The following is an 18,093-nucleotide window of genomic DNA, read 5'->3' as shown; positions in this document are numbered from 1 at the left end:
ACAGTCGTCAGTGCCGAGAGTCGTACGGCAGCAACGCCATCTCGCGTGCGTTGCGGATCGCCGTGGCGACCTGGCGCTGCTCCTGCGGACTCAAACCGGTGAGCCGTCGGCTCCGGATACGTCCTTTGTCGGACAAGAACTGCCGCAGCAGCGCGACGTCTTTGTAGTCGACGGGATTACGCCCGTCGACGCGTACACCCTGCGCTGCGAGCAGGTTCTTCTTGCGTTTGGCCGGCACATCGTCGCGCTGGCGGATTCTCTTGTTGGCCATCACCGTTCCTGGTTCTCGTAGGGCCGTCTCACCAGCTGGACTTCTGGATCCCGGGTAGTTCGCCGCGATGCGCGAGCTCGCGGAACCGGACGCGGGACAGACCTGCTTTCCCGATGTACCCGCGCGGACGGCCGTCGACCGCATCCCTGTTCCGCAGCCGCGTCGGACTTGCATTGCGCGGCAGCCGTTGGAGACGTCGCATCGCTTCCATCCGCTCGTCGGGCGTCGAATCTGCCGCCACGCTCGCGCGTTTCAGTTCGGCGCGGAGGTCGGCATACCGCGCGACAACCTCCTTACGCTGTTCGTTGCGGACGATCTTGGACTTCTTGGCCATCAGCGGTCCTCCTTGAAGTCGACGTGAGCGCGGGCGATCGGGTCATATTTGCGGAGGACCATCCGGTCGGGATCATTGCGGCGGTTCTTCCGGGTCACGTACGTGTACCCGGTCCCGGCGGTGGAGCGCAGTTTGACGATCGGGCGGATCTCGTTGCGCGCCATCAGACTTTCTCTCCACGCGCGCGGATCTTGCGCAGCACCGACTCAATGCCGTGTTTGTCGATGGTCGAGATCCCCTTGGCGCTCACGCGCAGCGTCACATACCGCCCTTCACTGGGCACGTAGTAGCGGCGTCGCTGGATGTTCGGGTCCCACCGGCGCGACGTCCGCTTGTGCGAATGCGACACCTGCTTGCCGAATCCCGGCACCCGACCGGTGACCTGGCACCTCTTGGACATGCTGCCTCCTGTTCTTATCGACAATGATTGGCATTAACTGTTCGGCCACGGTACCGTCGGCGGAGCACAAATGGAAATCATTCTCAATAGATCGGAGTGGAGTCGTGTTCGACGATGGACTCGCGAACCGCCCGGAGGACGCCGGACCGACCGACCATCGAACCCCGGTCGTCCTGGTCACCGGGCTCGACGCACCGTCGATCCATCGGGTCGGCGATGCGTTGGAGTGCGGCGGTGTCGGCAGCGTCCAGATACACCACGACCTGACCCAGGTGGAGGATGGGCGCGTCGTCCGGACCCTCAGCTGGCGGGGACCCGACGGGCGTAGCCGACATGACGTCTGCATCGTCGAGCTGGCCCACGGATGCATCTCGTGCACGCTGCGCGAGGACCTGCTCCCCCTGCTCCGGCGCCTTCATCGTCGACCGTCGGTGAGCCGGATCGTCCTCACGCTCGATCCCGTCCTGGAACCCGAGCAGGTCGCCTGGTCGATCGAGAACGTCATCGTCGCGGACATGCCCGGGTTCGACGACGCCCCGGCGGCCGCCGACGTCCGCGTCAACCTCACCATTGCGTGTGTCGCCGAGGAGGATTGGCTGACGTCGGCGACGGGCGACCTGTCGCTCGCCGAGGGCGGGCACGTCGCGCTCGACGACGACCGCACGCTCGCCCAGGTGGCAGTCGGACAGGTCGCCTTCGCCGATGCGCTCGTGGTCGCGGCGTGCGACCCGACCTTCCGCGACGCGTGGGCGTCGGCCCGACTCGTCGCCGTCCTCAAGCGGCTCGCACCGAACGTCCCGATGATGTTCGAGCTGCCGCAACGCCCGATCACACCCGTCCTCGCCGAGCAGTTGCTCGCCGCGGTGCCCCCACGTTCACGGCGGGGTCGCATCGACGGTCCGCACGACCCGCTCCTCGCCGGTGAACCCCCGTTGGAATCCGATTGCGGGGTCACCTGGGTCGAGTTCCACAGCGACCGACCTCTGCACCCGGGCCGTTTCCACGACGCGATCGACGCCTTGCTCGACGGGGTCGTCTGTGCGCGCGGGCGGCTCTGGATGGCGACACAGCCCGACGAGGCGCTGTGGCTCGAGTCGGCCGGTGGCGGGCTGCGCGTCGCCCACGGAGGCCCCTGGCTCGCCTCGATGACCGATGACGAACTCGCCGAGGTGTCCGCCGAACGTCGCGCCCTCGGTGCCCTGCGCTGGGACGAGGCGTTCGGCGACCGCCACACGTCACTCGTCGCTCTCGTTCATCAGGGCGATCCTGCCGACATCGAGGAGGCACTGCGGAACGCGTGCCTCAACGAGGTCGAATTCGCCGCGGGACAGCAATTCTGGTCGACCTTCGACGATCCCTTCGGTCAGTTCCACGCCGACCCGTGCGACGACCTCGACGTCGCCGAGTCGACCGTGGACGCGATTCCGGGGCTCGACGCCTCGGACCCGCGGGACAACTGACGCTCATCCATCTCCCGAAAGGCACCCAGCATGAAAAAGGGCATCCACCCCGACTACCACCCCGTCGTCATCCGCGACGGTTCAACGGGCAAGGAGTTCCTCACCCGCTCGACCGCGACGTCGTCGGCGACCGTCACGTGGTCCGACGGCAACGAGTACCCGCTCATCACCGTCGACGTCACCAGCGATTCGCACCCGTTCTACACCGGCGTCAACACGATCCCCGACGTCGCCGGCCGGGTCGAGAAGTTCCGCCGTCGCTACGCGCACCTGGAGAAGAGGAACGACTGAGGGTCGGGGGCCTCGACCCTGAGACCGCTGGGTCCGAAGTCTTCTGCGGAGTTTGACACCGTTAGCGTGTCAGTTCTTGTCGTCCTTCGGTTTCCCGTTCCCCTTGTTCTCGCTGTTGCCACCACCACTGTTGCCACCACCGTTGTTCCCCCGCCCGTTTCCTCCGCTTTCGGCCGGACCCTGCTCAGTCGATGGTGCGTCGGTCTCCGTCGCGCCGGTCGGTACAGGGATCGGCGTGGACGCGTCGACTGTGCTCGGCGGAGTCGGACGGGATTCAGTGGCCGAGGACTCGGCGGCCGGCAGGGAGCTCGGGGTCGCCGGAACAGGTGTGTCGTCGTCGGATCCGCCGGCGATGACGACGACGGCGACGAGTAGGGCGACCAGCAGGGCGGCAGCGCCACCCAGAACCGCGATCGACGTTCGACGTCGGGACCGGTTCGGCACACCCGGAAGTGGAGCCGTTCCCGACGGGACCCCAGCGGGCGGCATCAGCAACGGCAGCGGCGCCGTGAGCCGGTTCGTCCCCGCGTCACGGCCCGGGTGGTCGCCCCGTCGGGCCAACGCCGCGCTCATCGCCGCGGCACTCGGAAACGGCACGGTGTCGCCCGGGCGCATCGCCCGGTCGATCGTCTCGCGCAGTGTCGGCGCGACATCCGGACGGATGTCGGCCAGCGGTGGCGGTGGCGCGTGCAGGATGGCGTGCGCCACGGCGGCAGGGTTGTCGTGGTCGTACGCTCGGCGACCGGTCAACGCCTCGTACGCCACGACCGCAGCCGCGTAGAGATCGTCGGCCGGAGTCGCCGCCCGGCCCAACACGCGACCGGGACTGAGATAGCAGATGGTGCCGACCACTTCTCCCGTCGCCGTGTGCGCCATCCCGGCGGTCTTGGCGATGCCGAGATCGGCCACCTTCACCCGGTTGCCGGACATCAGCAGATTCGCGGGTTTGATGTCGCGGTGCAGCACGCCGGCGGAATGGGCGGCCTGCAGGGCGGCCAGGACGTCGTCGAGCATCGCCGCGACGCGGTGGGGTGGCAACGGCCCGCCGACCATGAGGTCGCCGACCGTTGTGCCACTCAGCCGTTCCATCACGATGTACGGCGTGCCGTCGTGCTCGCCGAAATCGTGGACGGCGACGATGTTCGGGTGGTTGAGTGCGGCAGCCGCCCGCGCCTCCGCGGCGAATCGGTCCCGTGCGACCGTCCCGGTGTCCGGCTCTGAGCGCAGCAGTTTGATGGCGACCGATCGGTGGAGTCGCCGGTCCCACCCGTCATGGACCACTGCCATGCCGCCGCGTCCGAGAACTCCCCGGATCTCGTAGCGTCCGTCGAGCAGGTCTCGGTCCACCTGTTCACGGTAGCGGGTTCGATGTCCAGCCATCGTCGACCCGAAGTCGGACCCGGGCGGCGCGATCTCAGCCGGGCAGCAACCCGTCGACCAGTGCATCGACGATGTCGTCGACCGGTACGTCCGGTAGCAGGGGGCCGGTCAACTGGTCGAGGAGGAGTCCGTCGACCGCGTAGTGGAACAGGGCGATCTCCCGCGCGGTTCCCGGCAGGCCCACCTGCTCGTTGAAGGCCACGTCCCCGGCGAATCCGGTGCGGCGCCATTCGACGATGATCTCTGCGACCTCGGGGCGCCGAATACCTTCCAGCCGGAGTTCGATCAGCGCAATGGTGACGGTCCGGTTCGCCATCAGACGTTCGACGATGTTGCGGAGGTACTCGGCGAACAGCTCCCGGGTCGGTGTGCGTCCGGCCCGTTCGGCGATGAAGTCGTCACTCGGCGCCAGCCGCTCATAGATGCGCTCCACCAGACCGGTCAGAAGTGCTGAGCGAGAACGGAAGTAGTTCGTCGTCGTACCGACAGGCACGCCGGCGGCACGATCGACGGCGCGGTGGGTGAGCCCGCGGGCGCCGGTGTCGGCGAGCACTTCGAGGCCCGCATCGGCAAGCGCGCGTCGGCGGTCGTCATTTCGGGCCATGGGAAAACGATAGCGCAACCACTACATGTGCTGTAGTTTCGCAATCACTACATCTGAAGTGATTGGGAACAACATGCGTGAACTCGTGTACTACGTGGCCGTCAGTCTCGACGGGTACATCGCCGGACCGGACGGGCAGTTCGACGCCTTTCTCATCGAAGGCGATCACATGGACGGGATCAACGACAGATTCGCCGACACGATCCCGACCGACTACGCCGTCGCACTCGGGATCGACCAGAGCGCAGGCATCTTCGACACCGTGCTCATGGGAGCCGGCACCTACGCTGCGGGGCTGCCCGAGGTCACGAGCCCGTACCGCCACCTCGACCAGTACGTCTTCACCCATCGACGACGCGACCCCGTGGACGGTGTGACGTTCACCGACCGCGACCCGCTCGACGTCGTGCGCGATCTCAAAAAGGTTGAGGGAAAGGATATCTGGCTCTGCGGGGGTGGCGATCTGGCGACCCAGCTGGCCGACGAGATCGACCGGTTCGTCCTGAAACGTCAGCCGGTGCTCTTCGGCAGCGGAATCCCGCTGATGGCTCGCGGACGATACGCGCCCAGGAGGTTTCGCCGCGTCAGTGGTCAGGACTTCGAGACCGGGGTCTCGATCGTCGAATACGCCGCGACGTAGGAGCGGACCTACGTCATCACCGCGAGCGCGTCGTCGAGCGAGACGAGGTCGGCCATCGTCACCGCAGTCCGCGACGAATCGCGCAGCTCTGTCGCAGCGCGGATGGCAGCCAGCGCCGTCAACCGACCTGTCGCCTCGGACTGTCCTGTACCGCAGGCGTGTCGACGTTCACCGGACCGCCGGTTCTCGGCGACGACATGCCAGGCGTCCGACCCGAGGGGAGGCGCCCACGTCAAGGTGCTCCGCAACACCGGCACCCGACCGATCAGACCCAGCGCCGCGGTCATCGGTGCCGAGCTGAGGGTGAGATACGAGCGGATCGCGCCGGGCTTGTCGTCCAGCAGGACGTGGTCGGGGAAGTCGGCGCGCAGATGGCGCCTGCTGCGTCCGTCCGGTCCGGTGGCGCGGCGGGTCTCGCCGAGGTTGCGCACCGGTCGGCCTTTCGGCGGGTGGTGGACGTCGGTGCCGACCAGACCGACCGTCCAGGCGACCGCCGCCGGGCCGTGCTTCTCGCCCGCCCCGAGCATCACGAGCACATCGAGGTCGTCGTCCGGGCGCGAGTCGAGGGAGGCGGCCAGGATCGTGCTCAGGCCCGGTGCAAGCCCCGCTCCCAGGACGACGGGCCCCCCAGGACGACGGGCCCCACGGCGGCGGCCCGCAGCGCGTCGAGGTAGGCCCCCGACGCCGAGATGTCGACCAGTGGCGTCGGTCCGGTCGCGGTGCCGAGCTCCGGGCGCTCGATCCCCGAGGCATTGACGACGACGTCGTGTCGCGCAACGAGACCACGCAACTCCGAGAGGTTGCCCAGTAGATCGACCCGAGCGTCACCGGTTGCCGTGCGGCTCGTCGCGGTCACGACATGGCCGGCGTCCACCAGCTCCCGGGCGACGACTTCGCCCACCGCACCGCGCCCGCCGAGAAGCAGGATTCGTAGATGCTCGTTCGATTCGTCCACCTCAACGCCACCTGCGTCGTTCCCGATGCTCATGGAGTCCATGGTCTGCGACGGCAGTCGCGACCGGCGAGAGCTTTTGCGGAATCTGCAAAGATGACGCCGGACCGGCCGGCGACGCCCCGTCGAGATCCTGCATCTCCTCGGTCCACATGGTGACCGGCCTGTTGTGCGGCTGGGATGAGAGTCGGCGATCGAGAGAAACGCCGAAGGCGACGAGTGGCTCGTCGAGCCGCATCGTCGCCTTCGGTGAAAGTGGTGGAGCCTAGGAGATTCGAACTCCTGACATCTGCCTTGCAAAGGCAGCGCTCTACCAACTGAGCTAAGGCCCCGTACCGTCCCGGATGGGTTCGGTGGGATGCGAATTCCGATGTCCGAAAAACATCTGTCGCAGTGGGCCTAGGAGGACTTGAACCTCCGACCTCTTCGTTATCAGCGAAGCGCTCTAACCGCCTGAGCTATAGGCCCTTGAACCGAGGAGTGAGATTACCCGACCGATGCCCCAACAAACAAAACGGCTGGTCAGGAGCTCACTCAGTCGAGGTCGGCGAGAGTCACCTCGGCGCCGCCGACGAGGTCGGCACAGATGTTGTAGATGTAGCTGCCGATCGTCGCGAGCGCCGTCAGCAGGATGGCGTTGATGGCCCCCAGGAGGGCCGCACCGCCGAAGACGGTGCCGGCCCCGATGACGTCACCACTCGTGCTCGATTCCTCTGCCATGAGTGTTCCGAAGCTGTTGTTCACCTGATCCCACACGCCCATGCCGTCGAGGATCAGATACAGCACCGCCACGGAGATCATCCAGATGAAGAAGCCGACCACCGACAGGACCGCCGCGACCTTGAACGTCGCCCACGGGTCGATCCGACGCACCTGCACCGACGCGCGCAGCGCGGTCCCGGCAGCGAGCACCTGGCGTGGCGCCGACCGCGGAACCGACTTGCCTCCCGGCGGCGTCTGCGGTGCCTCGGGTCGTTTCAGGTCGGCCGTGTGGTGGATCTGATCCAGATCGGGCAGGTCGTTCTCCGGCAGGTGCCCTCGGTCGATCGTGCTGGTCGGTGACTCGACGAAGCCGGGCTCCTCGGTCGCGGTCGCCGCGCCCGGTCGGCGCGGACTCTCGAGCTTGGTCACCGGCGCCTGCTGGCCGCTCATGCTGGCGGCGGCGGTGCCGCTGTTGGTGACGACGCCGCGCGGCGGCGGGCCGCCCGGGTTGCTCTGCGGCGGGCCGCCCGGGTTCCCGTCGGCGCCGGGGCGTGACGCGCCCTCACGAGTGAACGTCTCGGTCGGTGCGGCGGCCGAATCCTCGGCGGGTCCGCGCTGCCAGGGCGGCACCAGTCCCCCGGTCGGGGTACCGGTCCCGGGGCCCCCAGGCCCCCCGGCGGGGCGCCCGTTCTGGTCCTGATGCGGCTCGTTCGGTGTGCTCACAGACATTCCCTCACTCAGGCGTTCTGACGTTGCTCGCTCGGCGCCGGGTCCGAACCCACTGTTCCCCGGCCCGCCGACTGCAGGCGGGCCGCGAAACAGTGGTCTTCACCCTAACGCCTAGGAGGAGACCTCAGTCTCGTCCGGCTCGTCGGCGTTGCGGGCGATGGCGATGACCGTCGTTCCCTCGTCGATGTTCATCAGGCGCACACCCTTGGTCTGGCGACCGGCCTTGCGCACCGACTTCGCCGTGGTGCGGATGACACCACCGCCCGAGGTGATGGCGTAGAGCTCCGAGTCGTCGTCGACGATGAGGGCGCCGATCAGTTCGCCGCGGCGGCGATCGTGGGCGATGGTCAGCACACCCTTGCCGCCTCGGCCCTGCACCGGGTAGTCGTCCATGCCGGTTCGCTTCGCGTATCCGCCGGACGTCGCGACCAGGAGGTAGGTGCCGTCGCGGACGACGTTGAGCGACAGGAGGGTGTCGTCGGTGTTGAACCGCATGCCCTGGACACCGGAGGTCTGTCGGCCCATCGGCCGCAGGGCCTCGTCATCGGCGTGGAAGCGGATCGACTGTCCCTTCTGCGAGACCAGGAGCAGATCGTCGTCGGCGCTGCACAGCTGGGCCCCGACCAGTTCGTCCTCGCCGCGCAGGTTGATCGCCGCGATGCCGCCGGAACGGTTGGAGTCGAAGTCGACGAGTCGCGACTTCTTCACCAGACCGTTGCGGGTGGCCAGCACGAGGTAGGGCGCGTCTTCGTAGGTCTTGAGCTGGATGACCTGGGCGATGCGCTCTTCCGGCTGGAAAGCCAGGAGGTTGGCGACGTGCTGGCCCCGGGCGGTGCGGTTCGCCTCGGGCAGCTCGTAGGCCTTGGCGCGGTAGACCCGACCCCGGGTGGTGAAGAACAGAATCCAGTCGTGGGTCGAGCACACGAAGAAGTGCTTGACGATGTCGTCCTGCTTGAGTCCGGCGCCCTGCACACCCTTGCCGCCGCGGCGCTGGCTGCGGTAGAGGTCGGTCTTGGTGCGCTTGGCGTACCCGGTCTCGGTGATGGTGACGACGACGTCTTCACGCGCGATCAGGTCCTCGTCGCTGACATCGCCGTCGGCCGCGATGATCTTGGTCCGACGCTCGTCGCCGTACTTCTCGACGACCTCCTTGAGCTCGTCGCGCACGATCGCGCGCTGACGCTCCGGCTTGTCGAGAATGTCCTTGTAGTCGGCGATCTCGAGTTCGATCTCCGCGAGCTCGTCGACGATCTTCTGACGCTCGAGGGCCGACAGGCGACGCAGCTGCATCGCGAGGATCGCATCGGCCTGGATCTCGTCGATGTCGAGGAGATCGATCAGGCCGGTCCGCGCGGTCTCGGTGTTCGCCGAGCGGCGGATGAGCGCGATCACTTCGTCAAGGGCGTCAAGGGCTTTCACCAGGCCGCGCAGGATGTGGGCGCGTTCCTCGGCCTTGCGCAACCGGTACCGGGTACGACGCACGATGACGTCGATCTGGTGCGCCACGTAGTAGCGGATCATCTGATCCAGACGCAGGGTGCGCGGCACGCCGTCGACGATGGACAGCATGTTGGCGCCGAAGCTGGTCTGGAGCTGACTGTGCTTGTACAGGTTGTTCAGCACGACCTTGGCGACGGCGTCGCGGCGCAGTGTCACCACGATGCGCATGCCTACGCGGTCCGAGGACTGGTCCTCGATCCGGCTGATGCCCTTCAGTTTTCCTTCGTTGACCTGCTCGGCGATCGACTGGATGAGGTTGTCCGGGTTGACCTGGTACGGCAACTCGGTGACCACCAGCGTGGTGGTCCCCTTGTTCTCTTCGATGTCGACGACGCTGCGCATGCGGATGCTGCCGCGCCCGGTCATGTAGGCGTCCTTGATGCCCTGGCTGCCGACGATCAGTCCGGCGGTGGGGAAATCGGGACCCTTGATGCACTCCATGCACGCCACGAGAGTGGTCTCGTCGTCGGCGTCGTGGTTCTCCAGTGCCCAGAACACCGCATCGGCAACCTCATTGAGGTTGTGCGGCGGCATATTCGTCGCCATACCGACCGCGATGCCGCCGGATCCGTTGATCAGGAGGTTCGGGATACGGGCCGGGAGAACCGTCGGCTCGTTCGTCTTGCCGTCGTAGTTCGGGACGAAATCGACTGTCTCCTCGCCGATGTCGCGCAACATCTCCATCGCGAGCGGGGTGAGGCGAGCCTCGGTGTACCGCATGGCGGCCGCACCGTCGTTGCCGCGTGAGCCGAAGTTGCCCTGACCGTCGATGAGCGGGTACCGCATCGACCACGGCTGGGCGAGACGCACCAGGGCGTCGTAGATCGCGGTGTCGCCGTGCGGATGGTAGTTACCCATCGTCTCCGCAACGGGTTTCGCCGACTTCACGTAGCTGCGATCCGGCCGGAACCCGGCGTCGAAGGATGCATAGAGGAGCCGGCGGTGCACCGGCTTCAGGCCGTCGCGGACCTCGGGAAGAGCGCGGCCCACGATGACGCTCATCGCGTAATCGATGTAGCTCTTCTGCATCTCCTGCCCGAGATCGACGGGCTCGATGCGGTCGCCTTCACCGCCGGCGGGCGGCAGAGTGGTGTCAGTCATTTCGGTTCTTTCTGCCAGTGGTTTCGAGGCTAGTCGCTAGCGCTTCCTTCGAGGCTCGTCCCTCGCACCTCAGGACGCCGCCTCGCACCTCAACCAGCGGGTGCGGATCAGCTGCTCGGAGCCAACCGTTTGGCGATCAGACATCGAGGAAGCGAACGTCTTTCGCGTTGCGGGCGATGAAGCTGCGACGAGCGGCGACGTCCTCACCCATGAGGATGGAGAACAGTTCGTCGGCGGCCGCGGCGTCGTCGAGGGTCACCTGGCGCAGGACGCGCACGGCCGGGTCCATCGTGGTCTCCCACAGTTCCTTGGCGTTCATCTCGCCGAGACCCTTGTAGCGCTGGATGCCGTCGTCGGTGTTGATCTTCTTGCCCGCCGCCCGGCCGGCCTCGAGCAGTCCGTCCCGCTCGCGGTCGGAGTACGCGAACTCGGGTGCCGACTTCTGCCACTTGAGCTTGTACAGCGGCGGCATGGCCAGGAACACGTGACCGTGCTCGATGAGCGGCCGCATGAACCGGAACAGCAGGGTCAGCAGCAGCGTCGAGATGTGCTGGCCGTCCACGTCGGCATCGGCCATCAGCACGATCTTGTGATAGCGGAGCTTGGAGATGTCGAACTCGTCGTGGATGCCGGTGCCGAACGCGGTGATGATCGACTGCACCTCGGCGTTCTTCAGCACGCGGTCGATGCGCGCCTTCTCGACGTTGATGATCTTGCCGCGCAGCGGGAGGATCGCCTGGTACATCGAGTCGCGGCCCGACTTGGCGCTGCCGCCGGCCGAGTCGCCCTCCACGATGTAGACCTCGCACTTGGTCGGGTCGTTGCTGCGGCAGTCGGCGAGCTTGCCGGGGAGACCGCCGATGTCGGTGGCGGTCTTCCGACGCACCATCTCGCGCGCGCGGCGTGCGGCCATGCGCGCCTGCGACGAGTCGACGGCCTTCTTCACGATGATCTTGGCCTCGGCCGGATTCGCCTCGAACCAGTGACCCAGGTGCTCGTTGCAGGTCCGCTGGACGAAGCCCTTGACCTCGGTGTTGCCCAGCTTGGTCTTGGTCTGGCCCTCGAACTGCGGGTCGGAGACCTTCACCGAGATGACCGCCGCGAGACCCTCGCGGATGTCATCACCGGTGAGCTTGCCGTCCTTCTCCTTGAGCAGCTTCTTGTCCAGCGCGTACTTGTTGACCGTGCTGGTCAGCGCCGCGCGGAACCCCTCTTCGTGGGTGCCGCCCTCGTGGGTGTTGATGGTGTTGGCGAAGGTGTGGACCGACTCGGAGTAGCCGGCGTTCCACTGCATCGCGATCTCGACCTCGTGGCCGTCACCCTTGGCGTTGAATCCGATCACCGTGTTGTGGATCGACTGCTTGGTGCGGTTGAGATGCTTGATGTAGTCGACGAGTCCGTCGGGGTAGTGGTACGTGCGGGTCTTCGGCTTGGCCGCCGCAGCAGCCTTCTCCTCCTCGGACTTCACGACCTCGGCGGCCTCGGTGCTGCCGCCGTCCTCGTCGCCGTCGGCATCACCCGGCGGCTCGACGGCCTGCGGGCGCTGATCCGTCAGCGTGATGGTGAGGCCCTTGTTCAGGAACGCCATCTCCTGCAGTCGACGCGCGACCGTCTCGGCGTTGAATCGCGTGGTCTCGGTGAAGATCTCGGGGTCCGGCCAGAACCGGACGGTGGTGCCGGTCTTGCGCGTCGCGCTCCCCTGCTCCAGGGCGCCCGGCTTGGCGTAGCTGTAGGTCTGCTCCCAGTTGTAGCCGTCGTTCTGGATCTCCAGCTCGACCTTGGTGGACAACGCGTTGACCACCGAGATGCCGACACCGTGCAGACCACCGGACACCGCGTAGGCGTCGGAGTCGAATTTGCCGCCGGCGTGCAGCTGGGTCATGACGACCTCGACGGTCGGCACGCCGGTCCGGTGCATGCCGGTCGGGATGCCACGACCGTCGTCGACGACCTGCACACCGCCGTCGGCGAGGAGCGTCACGTCGACCCGAGAGGCGAAACCGGCCATCGCCTCGTCGACGGAGTTGTCGACGACCTCCCAGATCAGGTGGTGAAGGCCTCGTTCACCGGTGGATCCGATGTACATGCCGGGCCGTTTGCGGACGGCTTCCAGACCTTCGAGGATGTTGATCGAATCGGCGCCATACTCTGACGGCTTCTTCTTGTTCTTCTTCGGTCCGGTGTCGCTGGTGTCGGCCACGAGGTGCGTCCGCTCCTGTTCTGCTCATCGACGGATCAGGGGGTCTCCGATCCGTCGTCGATCCTTCTCGACGGGGCACACGGCGGCTACGCGCACAGGGATACCCGGTGTGTGGATCCGGGTAGCCTGGAGGCGCTGTCTGTCTGTTGTTGTGCACCCCTGTCGGGACAACTCCCCACAGTGTACTGCCTGACTCGCCCTGGAACGCGCATCCGGGGCCGCTAACAGGCCCTCAGATCGATTTTCTTGGCTTCATCCCGGGTCGATCGTGGCTTGGGGATGTAAAACGGCCCACGAGGCTCAGCAACTAGTAAAGTGCCGGCGACTCTGCTAGCGACGCATCAGCCGTAGGTGTCGCGCGGGCCCCGGCCTCGCACATGCCGCTCGCCCTTGCGCCACGACGGCCCCTTCGGGCCGCTGATCCGCAACGAGGTGACCTGGCCGTTGCCGATGGCGGCCGCGATCTTGGCGAGGATCTGCGACTGGACGTAACGGAGTTGGGTCGCCCATGCCGTGGACTCGGCTTGGACGTGGAGTACGTTGTCGCGCAGTGCAACCGGCTTCGCGTGTGCAGCGATGTCGGAACCCACGATCTGCTCCCACATGCCGAACAGGGTGCCTTCGCCGATCTTCTCCTGCCAGCCGCGTTCTTTCGCCAGACCTCCGACGAGCCTGCCGAACGGCTGCGGATCCCGCGCATCGGGTCCGGAGCCGGACCAGCGCCGGCGACCCTGGGATCCCCGCGGTACCCGACGCACCGGCGACGCCCGACCCCGACCGACGGACTTCCCCGCGGCGCGGGCCTGCGCACGGGCCTCTTCGAGTGCCTTGCGGGCGCGTTCGTATCCGCCCAGCTCACCCGGCGGCGTCGGGCGCGGCGCCGGCTCGATGGGATCATCCGGAGAAGCGGATGGGTGGTCCTCACTCATGGGTTCCCTCCCCCGCGGCCACCTCGTCGTCACCCTCGCGGTCATCGTCATCATCCTCGGGAGCCCCGGCGCCGTTGACGTCGACGATGTGCGAACGCCGTCCCTCGTCGTCGTCGACGACGTCGACACCGATTCGCCGTCCGCCGATCCGCTCGGGGATGTCCTCCGCCACGGCAGCGGTGATCAGCAGCTGTTCGGCATCGGCGGTGAACTCGACGAGTTGCGCTCGCCGCTTGGCGTCGAGTTCGGCGAACACGTCGTCGAGCATGATGACCGGCTCGACACCCTCCGCACGGGTCAGCTCGACGGATCCCAGGCGCAGAGCCAGCGCCAACGACCAGGATTCCCCGTGGGAGGCAAAACCTTTCGCGATATCGCTGCCGAGGACGATGTCGATGTCGTCGCGATGCGGGCCGACGAGACACAGGCCGCGCTCGATCTCCTTGTCGCGCAACTCGGTCAGGCGTAGCGCCAGCACGTCGGCGATCGCCTCGGGCGTGCGTTCCTCGATCTCCGCACCCCCCGCGGGCCGGTATCGGAGCACGGCCGGCCGGGAATGCGGCGCGATCGATGCGTACGAACCGGTGAAATGGGGTTCGAGCTCCGCGAGTACCGACAACCGCGCCGACACCACCTGACCACCGAGATCCGCGAGCTGACCGTCCCAGACGTCGAGCGTGCTTATTACTGAATCCGCCTGGTCCCCACCACGTCTCAGCGCTGCCGCGGCAGTCTTGAGCAAGGCTGAACGCTGGCGGAGAACCCGGTCGTAGTCCGCGCGGGCCGCGGCGAAGCGGGGTCCTCGCTGTGCGACGAGCTCGTCGACGAATCGCCGTCGGTCGCTCGGATCCCCACGCACCAGAGAAAGGTCCTCCGGTGCGAACAGCACCGTGCGGAGGATGCCGAGCAGGTCGCGGGGTCGTCGTGCCGGGCTCCGGTTGATGGCCGCCTTGTTGGCCCCCTCGGCGTTGATCCGCAGATCGGCAGTCAGCTCGCGACCGTCGTTCTCGACCGTCGCGATCACCGATGCCGACGCGGATCCCGCGTGGACGAGGGGCGCATCGGAACTCACCCGATGCGACCGGAGGGTCGACAGGTAGTACAGCGCCTCGAGCAGGTTCGTCTTGCCGAAGCCGTTACGGCCGGTGAAGACGGTCGGGCCGGGTGCCAGATCGAGGTCGACGGCCCGCCACGATCGGAAATCCCTCAGATGCAACTCACGGACGAACACGAGTCGGCGTCGATCCTGGTGACGGCGAGGCCGGCGGCGGCCGTCAGCCGGGGAGGCGGACGGGCATCAACAGGTAGCTGAATGCGCTCTCGGGGGCGACGTAGGCGCCGGACTCGTCCGCCACCGGATCCTCGCCGCTGGCCGGGCGGAGCACCGCGGGCCGGCTGGGAGTGGTGAACCCGAAGTCCACCGCGTCGGCGTTGATCGCCGACAAGCCGTCCTGCAGGTACCCGGGATTGAACGCGATCGTGAGGGGCTCACCCTGGAACGACACGGGCAGCTCTTCCTCGGCCTTACCCGCCTCGTCACCGCCCGCGGTGAGGAGAACGGATCCCTCGGAGAACTCCATCCGGACCTGCGCGCCGCGCTCGGCGACCAGGGCCACACGTCGAATCGCCTCGATCAGCGGGCCGCTGTCGATGGTGGCGACGGCGGTGTGGCTGGCCGGCAGCAGCTGACGGAACTTCGGGAACTCCGCGTCGAGCAAGCGGGTGGTGGTCTTCTTGGTCTCGCCGAGGATGCCGAGGATGCCGTCGGATCCGATGGCCGCGCCCCCGCCGAAGGCCAGGGAGACGACGCCGGTGCCCTCGGCACCTGCGGTCTTGGCGCTCTCCGACAGCGTCTTGGCCGGGACCAGAACGGCACCCTTCGTGTCGGGATCAGAAGGCTCCCACTGCAATTCGCGCACCGCGAGACGGAATCGGTCGGTCGCGGCGAGAACGACGGAATTGCCCTCGATCTCGACGCGCACGCCGGTCAGCATCGGTAGCGTGTCGTCCTTGCCGGCTGCCACGGCCACCTGGGAGATGGCTTCGGCGAACAGCTGCGACGGGATCGTGCCGGTGATGGACGGGACGTCGGGCAACTGCGGGTAGTCCTCGACCGGCATCGTCGGAAGGGAGAACTTCGCGCTGCCACAGGTGATCGCGACGCGCGAGCCGTCGAGGGTCACGTCGACCGGCTTGTTCGGCAGGGCCTTGGTGATGTCGGCGAGAAGCCGGCCGGAGACCAGCACCTGCCCGGGCTCGGCGACCTCCGCGCCGAGGTTCTCCTGCGCCGAGACCTCGTAGTCGAAGCCCGAGACGGTCAGGCCCGTCTCACCGACGTTGAGCACAACACAACCGAGAACCGGGACGGGCGGACGAGACGGGAGACTGCGAGCGACCCAGGCGACGGAATCAGCGAACTCGTCACGCGCGACACGAAACTTCATGCTGGGAGGTTGCCCTTCTCTCGTTCTCGTTCCCGCCTGGATCGCCGGGTCGGCGCCACAGTGGGTCGGCCGGCCTGGAGTGGGATCCCGCATCCGGGAATCCCACTGTAGAACGCCACTGCCCGAGCCGGAGTGGTTGGGGGCAAGTCCGGCCCTCGTACCGGCGGCGTCCGAGCGCGCCGATCGGCAACGGTCTGTGCACAGACCTTCTTACAAAAGATTCTCTTTCTAGAGGGATCCATCTCAGTAATAGGAGCTGTGCAATCTGTGGACAACCATGCCATCGGGCCAGTCCGGATGGGTGCGAGCGTGTGCATGACCGGTGGAGCAACGTCGAGCGGATCCGGGCACCGGTGTGGAGTTTTCATGTTGTTCGCACGGCGTCCACCGTCGGTGCACATGCCGACCGGGGTTATCCCAAGGATCATCCACAACTGGTGATCAATCGCGACCAGGGCCGTTCGTTGCCGGATCCGAAGACGAAAGTCGTCGGACGGCGTCCGCGACCCTCGACCCGAGGAACAGAGTTGGCCTTCGGGCCCGCTGAATCCGATCGCCGGGCGTCGGACCGTGAGACGACCGCACCCCCGGGCCGATGCGGCCTCGGGGGTGCGAGAGAGCTACAGATACGGGAGAGGGCGTCTCAGCCGACGGCACGCTGTTTGATGCGTGCGGTGAGCTCCTGGACGTGGTCGTAGACCCGACGTCGCTCCGCCATCTCCTTGCGGATCTTGCGTTCGGCGTACATCACGGTGGTGTGGTCGCGGTCGAAGGTCTCCCCGATCTTCGGCAACGAGAGGTCCGTGAGTTCCCGACACAGGTACATGGAGATCTGACGTGCCTGGGCGATCGACCGTGTCTTACCGGGTCCGCGCAGTTCCTCGACGGAGATGTCGAAGTATTCGGCGGTGATCGCGAGAATGCTCGCCGCGCTGACCTCGAGGGTCCCCGAATTGGGCAGCAGCGCCTGCAGGACGACGTCGGCGAGGGACTTGTCGAGTGCGGCGTCGTTGAGCGAGGCGAACGCGGTGACGCGGATCAGCGCCCCCTCGAGTTCGCGGATGTTGCGTTCGATCTTCGACGCGATCAGTTCGAGGACGTCGTCGGGCACCGCGATGTTGTCCATCTGCGCTTTCTTGCGCAGGATCGCGATCCGCGTCTCCAGATCGGGCGGCTGGACATCGGTGATCAGTCCCCACTCGAACCGCGTCCTCAGCCGGTCTTCCAGTGTCGCAAGCTGTTTCGGCGGTCGATCGGAGGAGATGACGATCTGCTTGCTCGCGTTGTGCAGGGTGTTGAAGGTATGGAAGAACTCTTCCTGGATACCTTCTTTGCCCACCAGGAACTGGATGTCGTCGACGAGCAGGACGTCGACGTCGCGGTACCGGCGCTTGAACGCCACCCGGCGGTCGTCGCGCAGCGAGTTGATGAAGTCGTTGGTGAACTCCTCGGTGGACACGTACTTCACCCGCATGCCCGGGAAGAGGCGCTGTGCGTAGTGTCCCGCGGCGTGCAGCAGGTGCGTCTTGCCCAGACCGGACTCGCCCCAGATGAACAACGGGTTGTATGCCCGTGCCGGGGCTTCCGACACCGCCACCGCCGAGGCGTGCGCGAAACGATTCGACGCACCGATGACGAATGTGTCAAACGTGTACTTGGGGTTGAGGTTTGCCCCGGTTGCCGGCGGCGTCGACGTGGGTCGCTCGGCGAAGTACGACGCCCAGTCGCCGGACGGCCGCGGGGACTCCGACACCGGGGCCGAGCCCAGACCGGCATTGACCGGGGCAGCAGCGTAGTCGGCGGCCGCGGCGCGTCCACCGATCGGACGAGCGTCGGGTACCGGCGCCTCGGGTACCGGCTCGTCGTTGCGCGGGGTCGCGATACGTACCCCGAGGTCGACGGGCTCCTCGAGGTGACGGCTCAGGACCGAGCGGATGGTCTCGCGGAGATTTCGTTCGATCTGTTCCTGGACCAATGCCGTCGGCACGGTCAGCAGGGCGAAACCCTCGGTGAGTGTCAGGGGTCGAACCAGCGACAGCCACGCCTTCTGCTGGCGTGTCAGTGGTTCGTGGTCGCGTGCGGCTTCGTCGTCGTTGAGTTCGGCGACGACCTGCTGCCACACCTCGCCGAAAGTGTCTCGGTCTGAAGTCACGGGG

The 18,093-nt window shown here is 66.9% G+C and carries 18 protein-coding genes and 2 tRNA genes; 3 read left to right on the top strand and 17 right to left on the bottom strand.

The genetic code is table 11. The annotated features are described in order from the left end of the window. Nucleotides 1-7: 7 nt before the first annotated feature. Genes rpsR through rpmB form a run of 4 tightly spaced genes read right to left on the bottom strand, consistent with a single transcriptional unit; the run spans nucleotide 8 to nucleotide 1,005 of the window. Nucleotides 8-271, bottom strand: a complete 264-nt coding sequence (gene rpsR / locus BCM27_RS00100) for a 30S ribosomal protein S18 (RefSeq protein WP_004020949.1) — start codon at nucleotides 269-271, stop codon at nucleotides 8-10. 28 nt (nucleotides 272-299) lie between these two features. Continuing rightward, nucleotides 300-605 carry a 30S ribosomal protein S14 gene (gene rpsN / locus BCM27_RS00095; RefSeq protein WP_004020950.1) on the bottom strand — a complete coding sequence of 102 codons (306 nt, stop codon included), beginning with the start codon at nucleotides 603-605 and terminating at the stop codon, nucleotides 300-302. Continuing rightward, nucleotides 605-769: a 50S ribosomal protein L33 gene (rpmG, locus tag BCM27_RS00090; RefSeq protein WP_004020951.1), complete on the bottom strand. Its 165-nt coding sequence runs from the start codon at nucleotides 767-769 to the stop codon at nucleotides 605-607. Before rpmG ends, rpsN begins: the two co-directional genes overlap by 1 nt. Beyond that, nucleotides 769-1,005, bottom strand: coding sequence for a 50S ribosomal protein L28 (rpmB, locus tag BCM27_RS00085; protein ID WP_004020952.1), 237 nt, complete (start codon nucleotides 1,003-1,005; stop codon nucleotides 769-771). Before rpmB ends, rpmG begins: the two co-directional genes overlap by 1 nt. A 104-nt stretch (nucleotides 1,006-1,109) precedes the next feature. On the opposite strand from rpmB, the gene mrf reads away from it, so the two are divergent. Then, on the top strand, nucleotides 1,110-2,465 hold the full coding sequence (gene mrf / locus BCM27_RS00080; protein ID WP_033204230.1) for a ribosome hibernation factor-recruiting GTPase MRF: 1,356 nt from the start codon (nucleotides 1,110-1,112) through the stop codon (nucleotides 2,463-2,465). Nucleotides 2,466-2,495: 30 nt separating this feature from the next. Then, nucleotides 2,496-2,756: a type B 50S ribosomal protein L31 gene (locus tag BCM27_RS00075; RefSeq protein ID WP_004020955.1), complete on the top strand. Its 261-nt coding sequence runs from the start codon at nucleotides 2,496-2,498 to the stop codon at nucleotides 2,754-2,756. 69 nt (nucleotides 2,757-2,825) lie between these two features. Here BCM27_RS00075 and BCM27_RS00070 read toward each other — a convergent pair whose 3' ends face one another. Together BCM27_RS00070 and BCM27_RS00065 are read right to left on the bottom strand one after the other, a co-directional pair. Then, entirely contained in the window at nucleotides 2,826-4,103 is a 1,278-nt protein-coding gene (locus BCM27_RS00070) for a serine/threonine-protein kinase (RefSeq protein ID WP_004020956.1), read from the bottom strand. Between the two features lie 67 nt (nucleotides 4,104-4,170). Then, nucleotides 4,171-4,740, bottom strand: coding sequence for a TetR/AcrR family transcriptional regulator (locus BCM27_RS00065; protein ID WP_033204228.1), 570 nt, complete (start codon nucleotides 4,738-4,740; stop codon nucleotides 4,171-4,173). A gap of 73 nt (nucleotides 4,741-4,813) precedes the next feature. Here BCM27_RS00065 and BCM27_RS00060 point away from each other — a divergent pair, with 73 nt between their 5' ends. Then, nucleotides 4,814-5,380: a dihydrofolate reductase family protein gene (locus BCM27_RS00060; RefSeq protein WP_004020958.1), complete on the top strand. Its 567-nt coding sequence runs from the start codon at nucleotides 4,814-4,816 to the stop codon at nucleotides 5,378-5,380. Nucleotides 5,381-5,388: 8 nt separating this feature from the next. Here the strand turns inward: BCM27_RS00060 and BCM27_RS25975 are convergent, their stop codons facing one another. The 11 genes from BCM27_RS25975 to dnaA form a co-directional block, all read right to left on the bottom strand. Next, a complete protein-coding gene (locus BCM27_RS25975) occupies nucleotides 5,389-5,907 on the bottom strand; it encodes a hypothetical protein (protein WP_239450640.1) in 519 nt (172 codons plus the stop codon). 59 nt (nucleotides 5,908-5,966) lie between these two features. Then, entirely contained in the window at nucleotides 5,967-6,368 is a 402-nt protein-coding gene (locus tag BCM27_RS25970) for an NAD-dependent epimerase/dehydratase family protein (protein ID WP_239450639.1), read from the bottom strand. A 220-nt stretch (nucleotides 6,369-6,588) separates the two neighbouring features. Then, a tRNA-Ala gene (locus BCM27_RS00045) sits at nucleotides 6,589-6,664 on the bottom strand. A gap of 62 nt (nucleotides 6,665-6,726) precedes the next feature. Continuing rightward, nucleotides 6,727-6,800: transfer RNA gene (locus BCM27_RS00040), tRNA-Ile, on the bottom strand. 66 nt (nucleotides 6,801-6,866) lie between these two features. Further along, nucleotides 6,867-7,757 (bottom strand): DUF3566 domain-containing protein, encoded by an 891-nt coding sequence (locus BCM27_RS00035; protein ID WP_004020961.1) that lies wholly within the window; start codon nucleotides 7,755-7,757, stop codon nucleotides 6,867-6,869. Between the two features lie 117 nt (nucleotides 7,758-7,874). After that, nucleotides 7,875-10,364, bottom strand: a complete 2,490-nt coding sequence (gene gyrA, locus BCM27_RS00030) for a DNA gyrase subunit A (RefSeq protein WP_004020962.1) — start codon at nucleotides 10,362-10,364, stop codon at nucleotides 7,875-7,877. A gap of 136 nt (nucleotides 10,365-10,500) precedes the next feature. Next, a complete protein-coding gene (gyrB, locus tag BCM27_RS00025) occupies nucleotides 10,501-12,564 on the bottom strand; it encodes a DNA topoisomerase (ATP-hydrolyzing) subunit B (RefSeq protein WP_004020963.1) in 2,064 nt (687 codons plus the stop codon). A gap of 341 nt (nucleotides 12,565-12,905) precedes the next feature. After that, nucleotides 12,906-13,493 carry a DUF721 family protein gene (locus tag BCM27_RS00020; protein ID WP_004020964.1) on the bottom strand — a complete coding sequence of 196 codons (588 nt, stop codon included), beginning with the start codon at nucleotides 13,491-13,493 and terminating at the stop codon, nucleotides 12,906-12,908. After that, the gene (gene recF, locus BCM27_RS00015; RefSeq protein WP_004020965.1) at nucleotides 13,486-14,724 is read right to left on the bottom strand and encodes a DNA replication/repair protein RecF; all 1,239 of its coding nucleotides are present in this window, start codon (nucleotides 14,722-14,724) and stop codon (nucleotides 13,486-13,488) included. Before recF ends, BCM27_RS00020 begins: the two co-directional genes overlap by 8 nt. 43 nt (nucleotides 14,725-14,767) lie before the next feature. Further along, nucleotides 14,768-15,937: a DNA polymerase III subunit beta gene (dnaN, locus tag BCM27_RS00010; protein WP_004020966.1), complete on the bottom strand. Its 1,170-nt coding sequence runs from the start codon at nucleotides 15,935-15,937 to the stop codon at nucleotides 14,768-14,770. Between the two features lie 643 nt (nucleotides 15,938-16,580). Further along, the gene (gene dnaA, locus BCM27_RS00005) at nucleotides 16,581-18,089 is read right to left on the bottom strand and encodes a chromosomal replication initiator protein DnaA (protein WP_039866015.1); all 1,509 of its coding nucleotides are present in this window, start codon (nucleotides 18,087-18,089) and stop codon (nucleotides 16,581-16,583) included. Nucleotides 18,090-18,093: the final 4 nt, after the last annotated feature.

Origin of the sequence: Gordonia terrae (assembly GCF_001698225.1) — a bacterium.
Classification (GTDB): domain Bacteria; phylum Actinomycetota; class Actinomycetes; order Mycobacteriales; family Mycobacteriaceae; genus Gordonia; species Gordonia terrae.
This window is presented reverse-complemented; position numbering and strand designations above follow the sequence as displayed.

Coding starts and splice junctions, on each gene's coding strand:
- rpsR (WP_004020949.1), bottom strand. CDS start 271: ATGGCCAACAAGAGAATCCGCCAGCGCGACGATGTGCCGGCCAAACGC.
- rpsN (WP_004020950.1), bottom strand. CDS start 605: ATGGCCAAGAAGTCCAAGATCGTCCGCAACGAACAGCGTAAGGAGGTT.
- rpmG (WP_004020951.1), bottom strand. CDS start 769: ATGGCGCGCAACGAGATCCGCCCGATCGTCAAACTGCGCTCCACCGCC.
- rpmB (WP_004020952.1), bottom strand. CDS start 1,005: ATGTCCAAGAGGTGCCAGGTCACCGGTCGGGTGCCGGGATTCGGCAAG.
- BCM27_RS00075 (WP_004020955.1), top strand. CDS start 2,496: ATGAAAAAGGGCATCCACCCCGACTACCACCCCGTCGTCATCCGCGAC.
- BCM27_RS00065 (WP_033204228.1), bottom strand. CDS start 4,740: ATGGCCCGAAATGACGACCGCCGACGCGCGCTTGCCGATGCGGGCCTC.
- BCM27_RS00060 (WP_004020958.1), top strand. CDS start 4,814: ATGCGTGAACTCGTGTACTACGTGGCCGTCAGTCTCGACGGGTACATC.
- BCM27_RS25975 (WP_239450640.1), bottom strand. CDS start 5,907: ATGCTCGGGGCGGGCGAGAAGCACGGCCCGGCGGCGGTCGCCTGGACG.
- BCM27_RS25970 (WP_239450639.1), bottom strand. CDS start 6,368: ATGAGCATCGGGAACGACGCAGGTGGCGTTGAGGTGGACGAATCGAAC.
- gyrA (WP_004020962.1), bottom strand. CDS start 10,364: ATGACTGACACCACTCTGCCGCCCGCCGGCGGTGAAGGCGACCGCATC.
- BCM27_RS00020 (WP_004020964.1), bottom strand. CDS start 13,493: ATGAGTGAGGACCACCCATCCGCTTCTCCGGATGATCCCATCGAGCCG.
- dnaN (WP_004020966.1), bottom strand. CDS start 15,937: ATGAAGTTTCGTGTCGCGCGTGACGAGTTCGCTGATTCCGTCGCCTGG.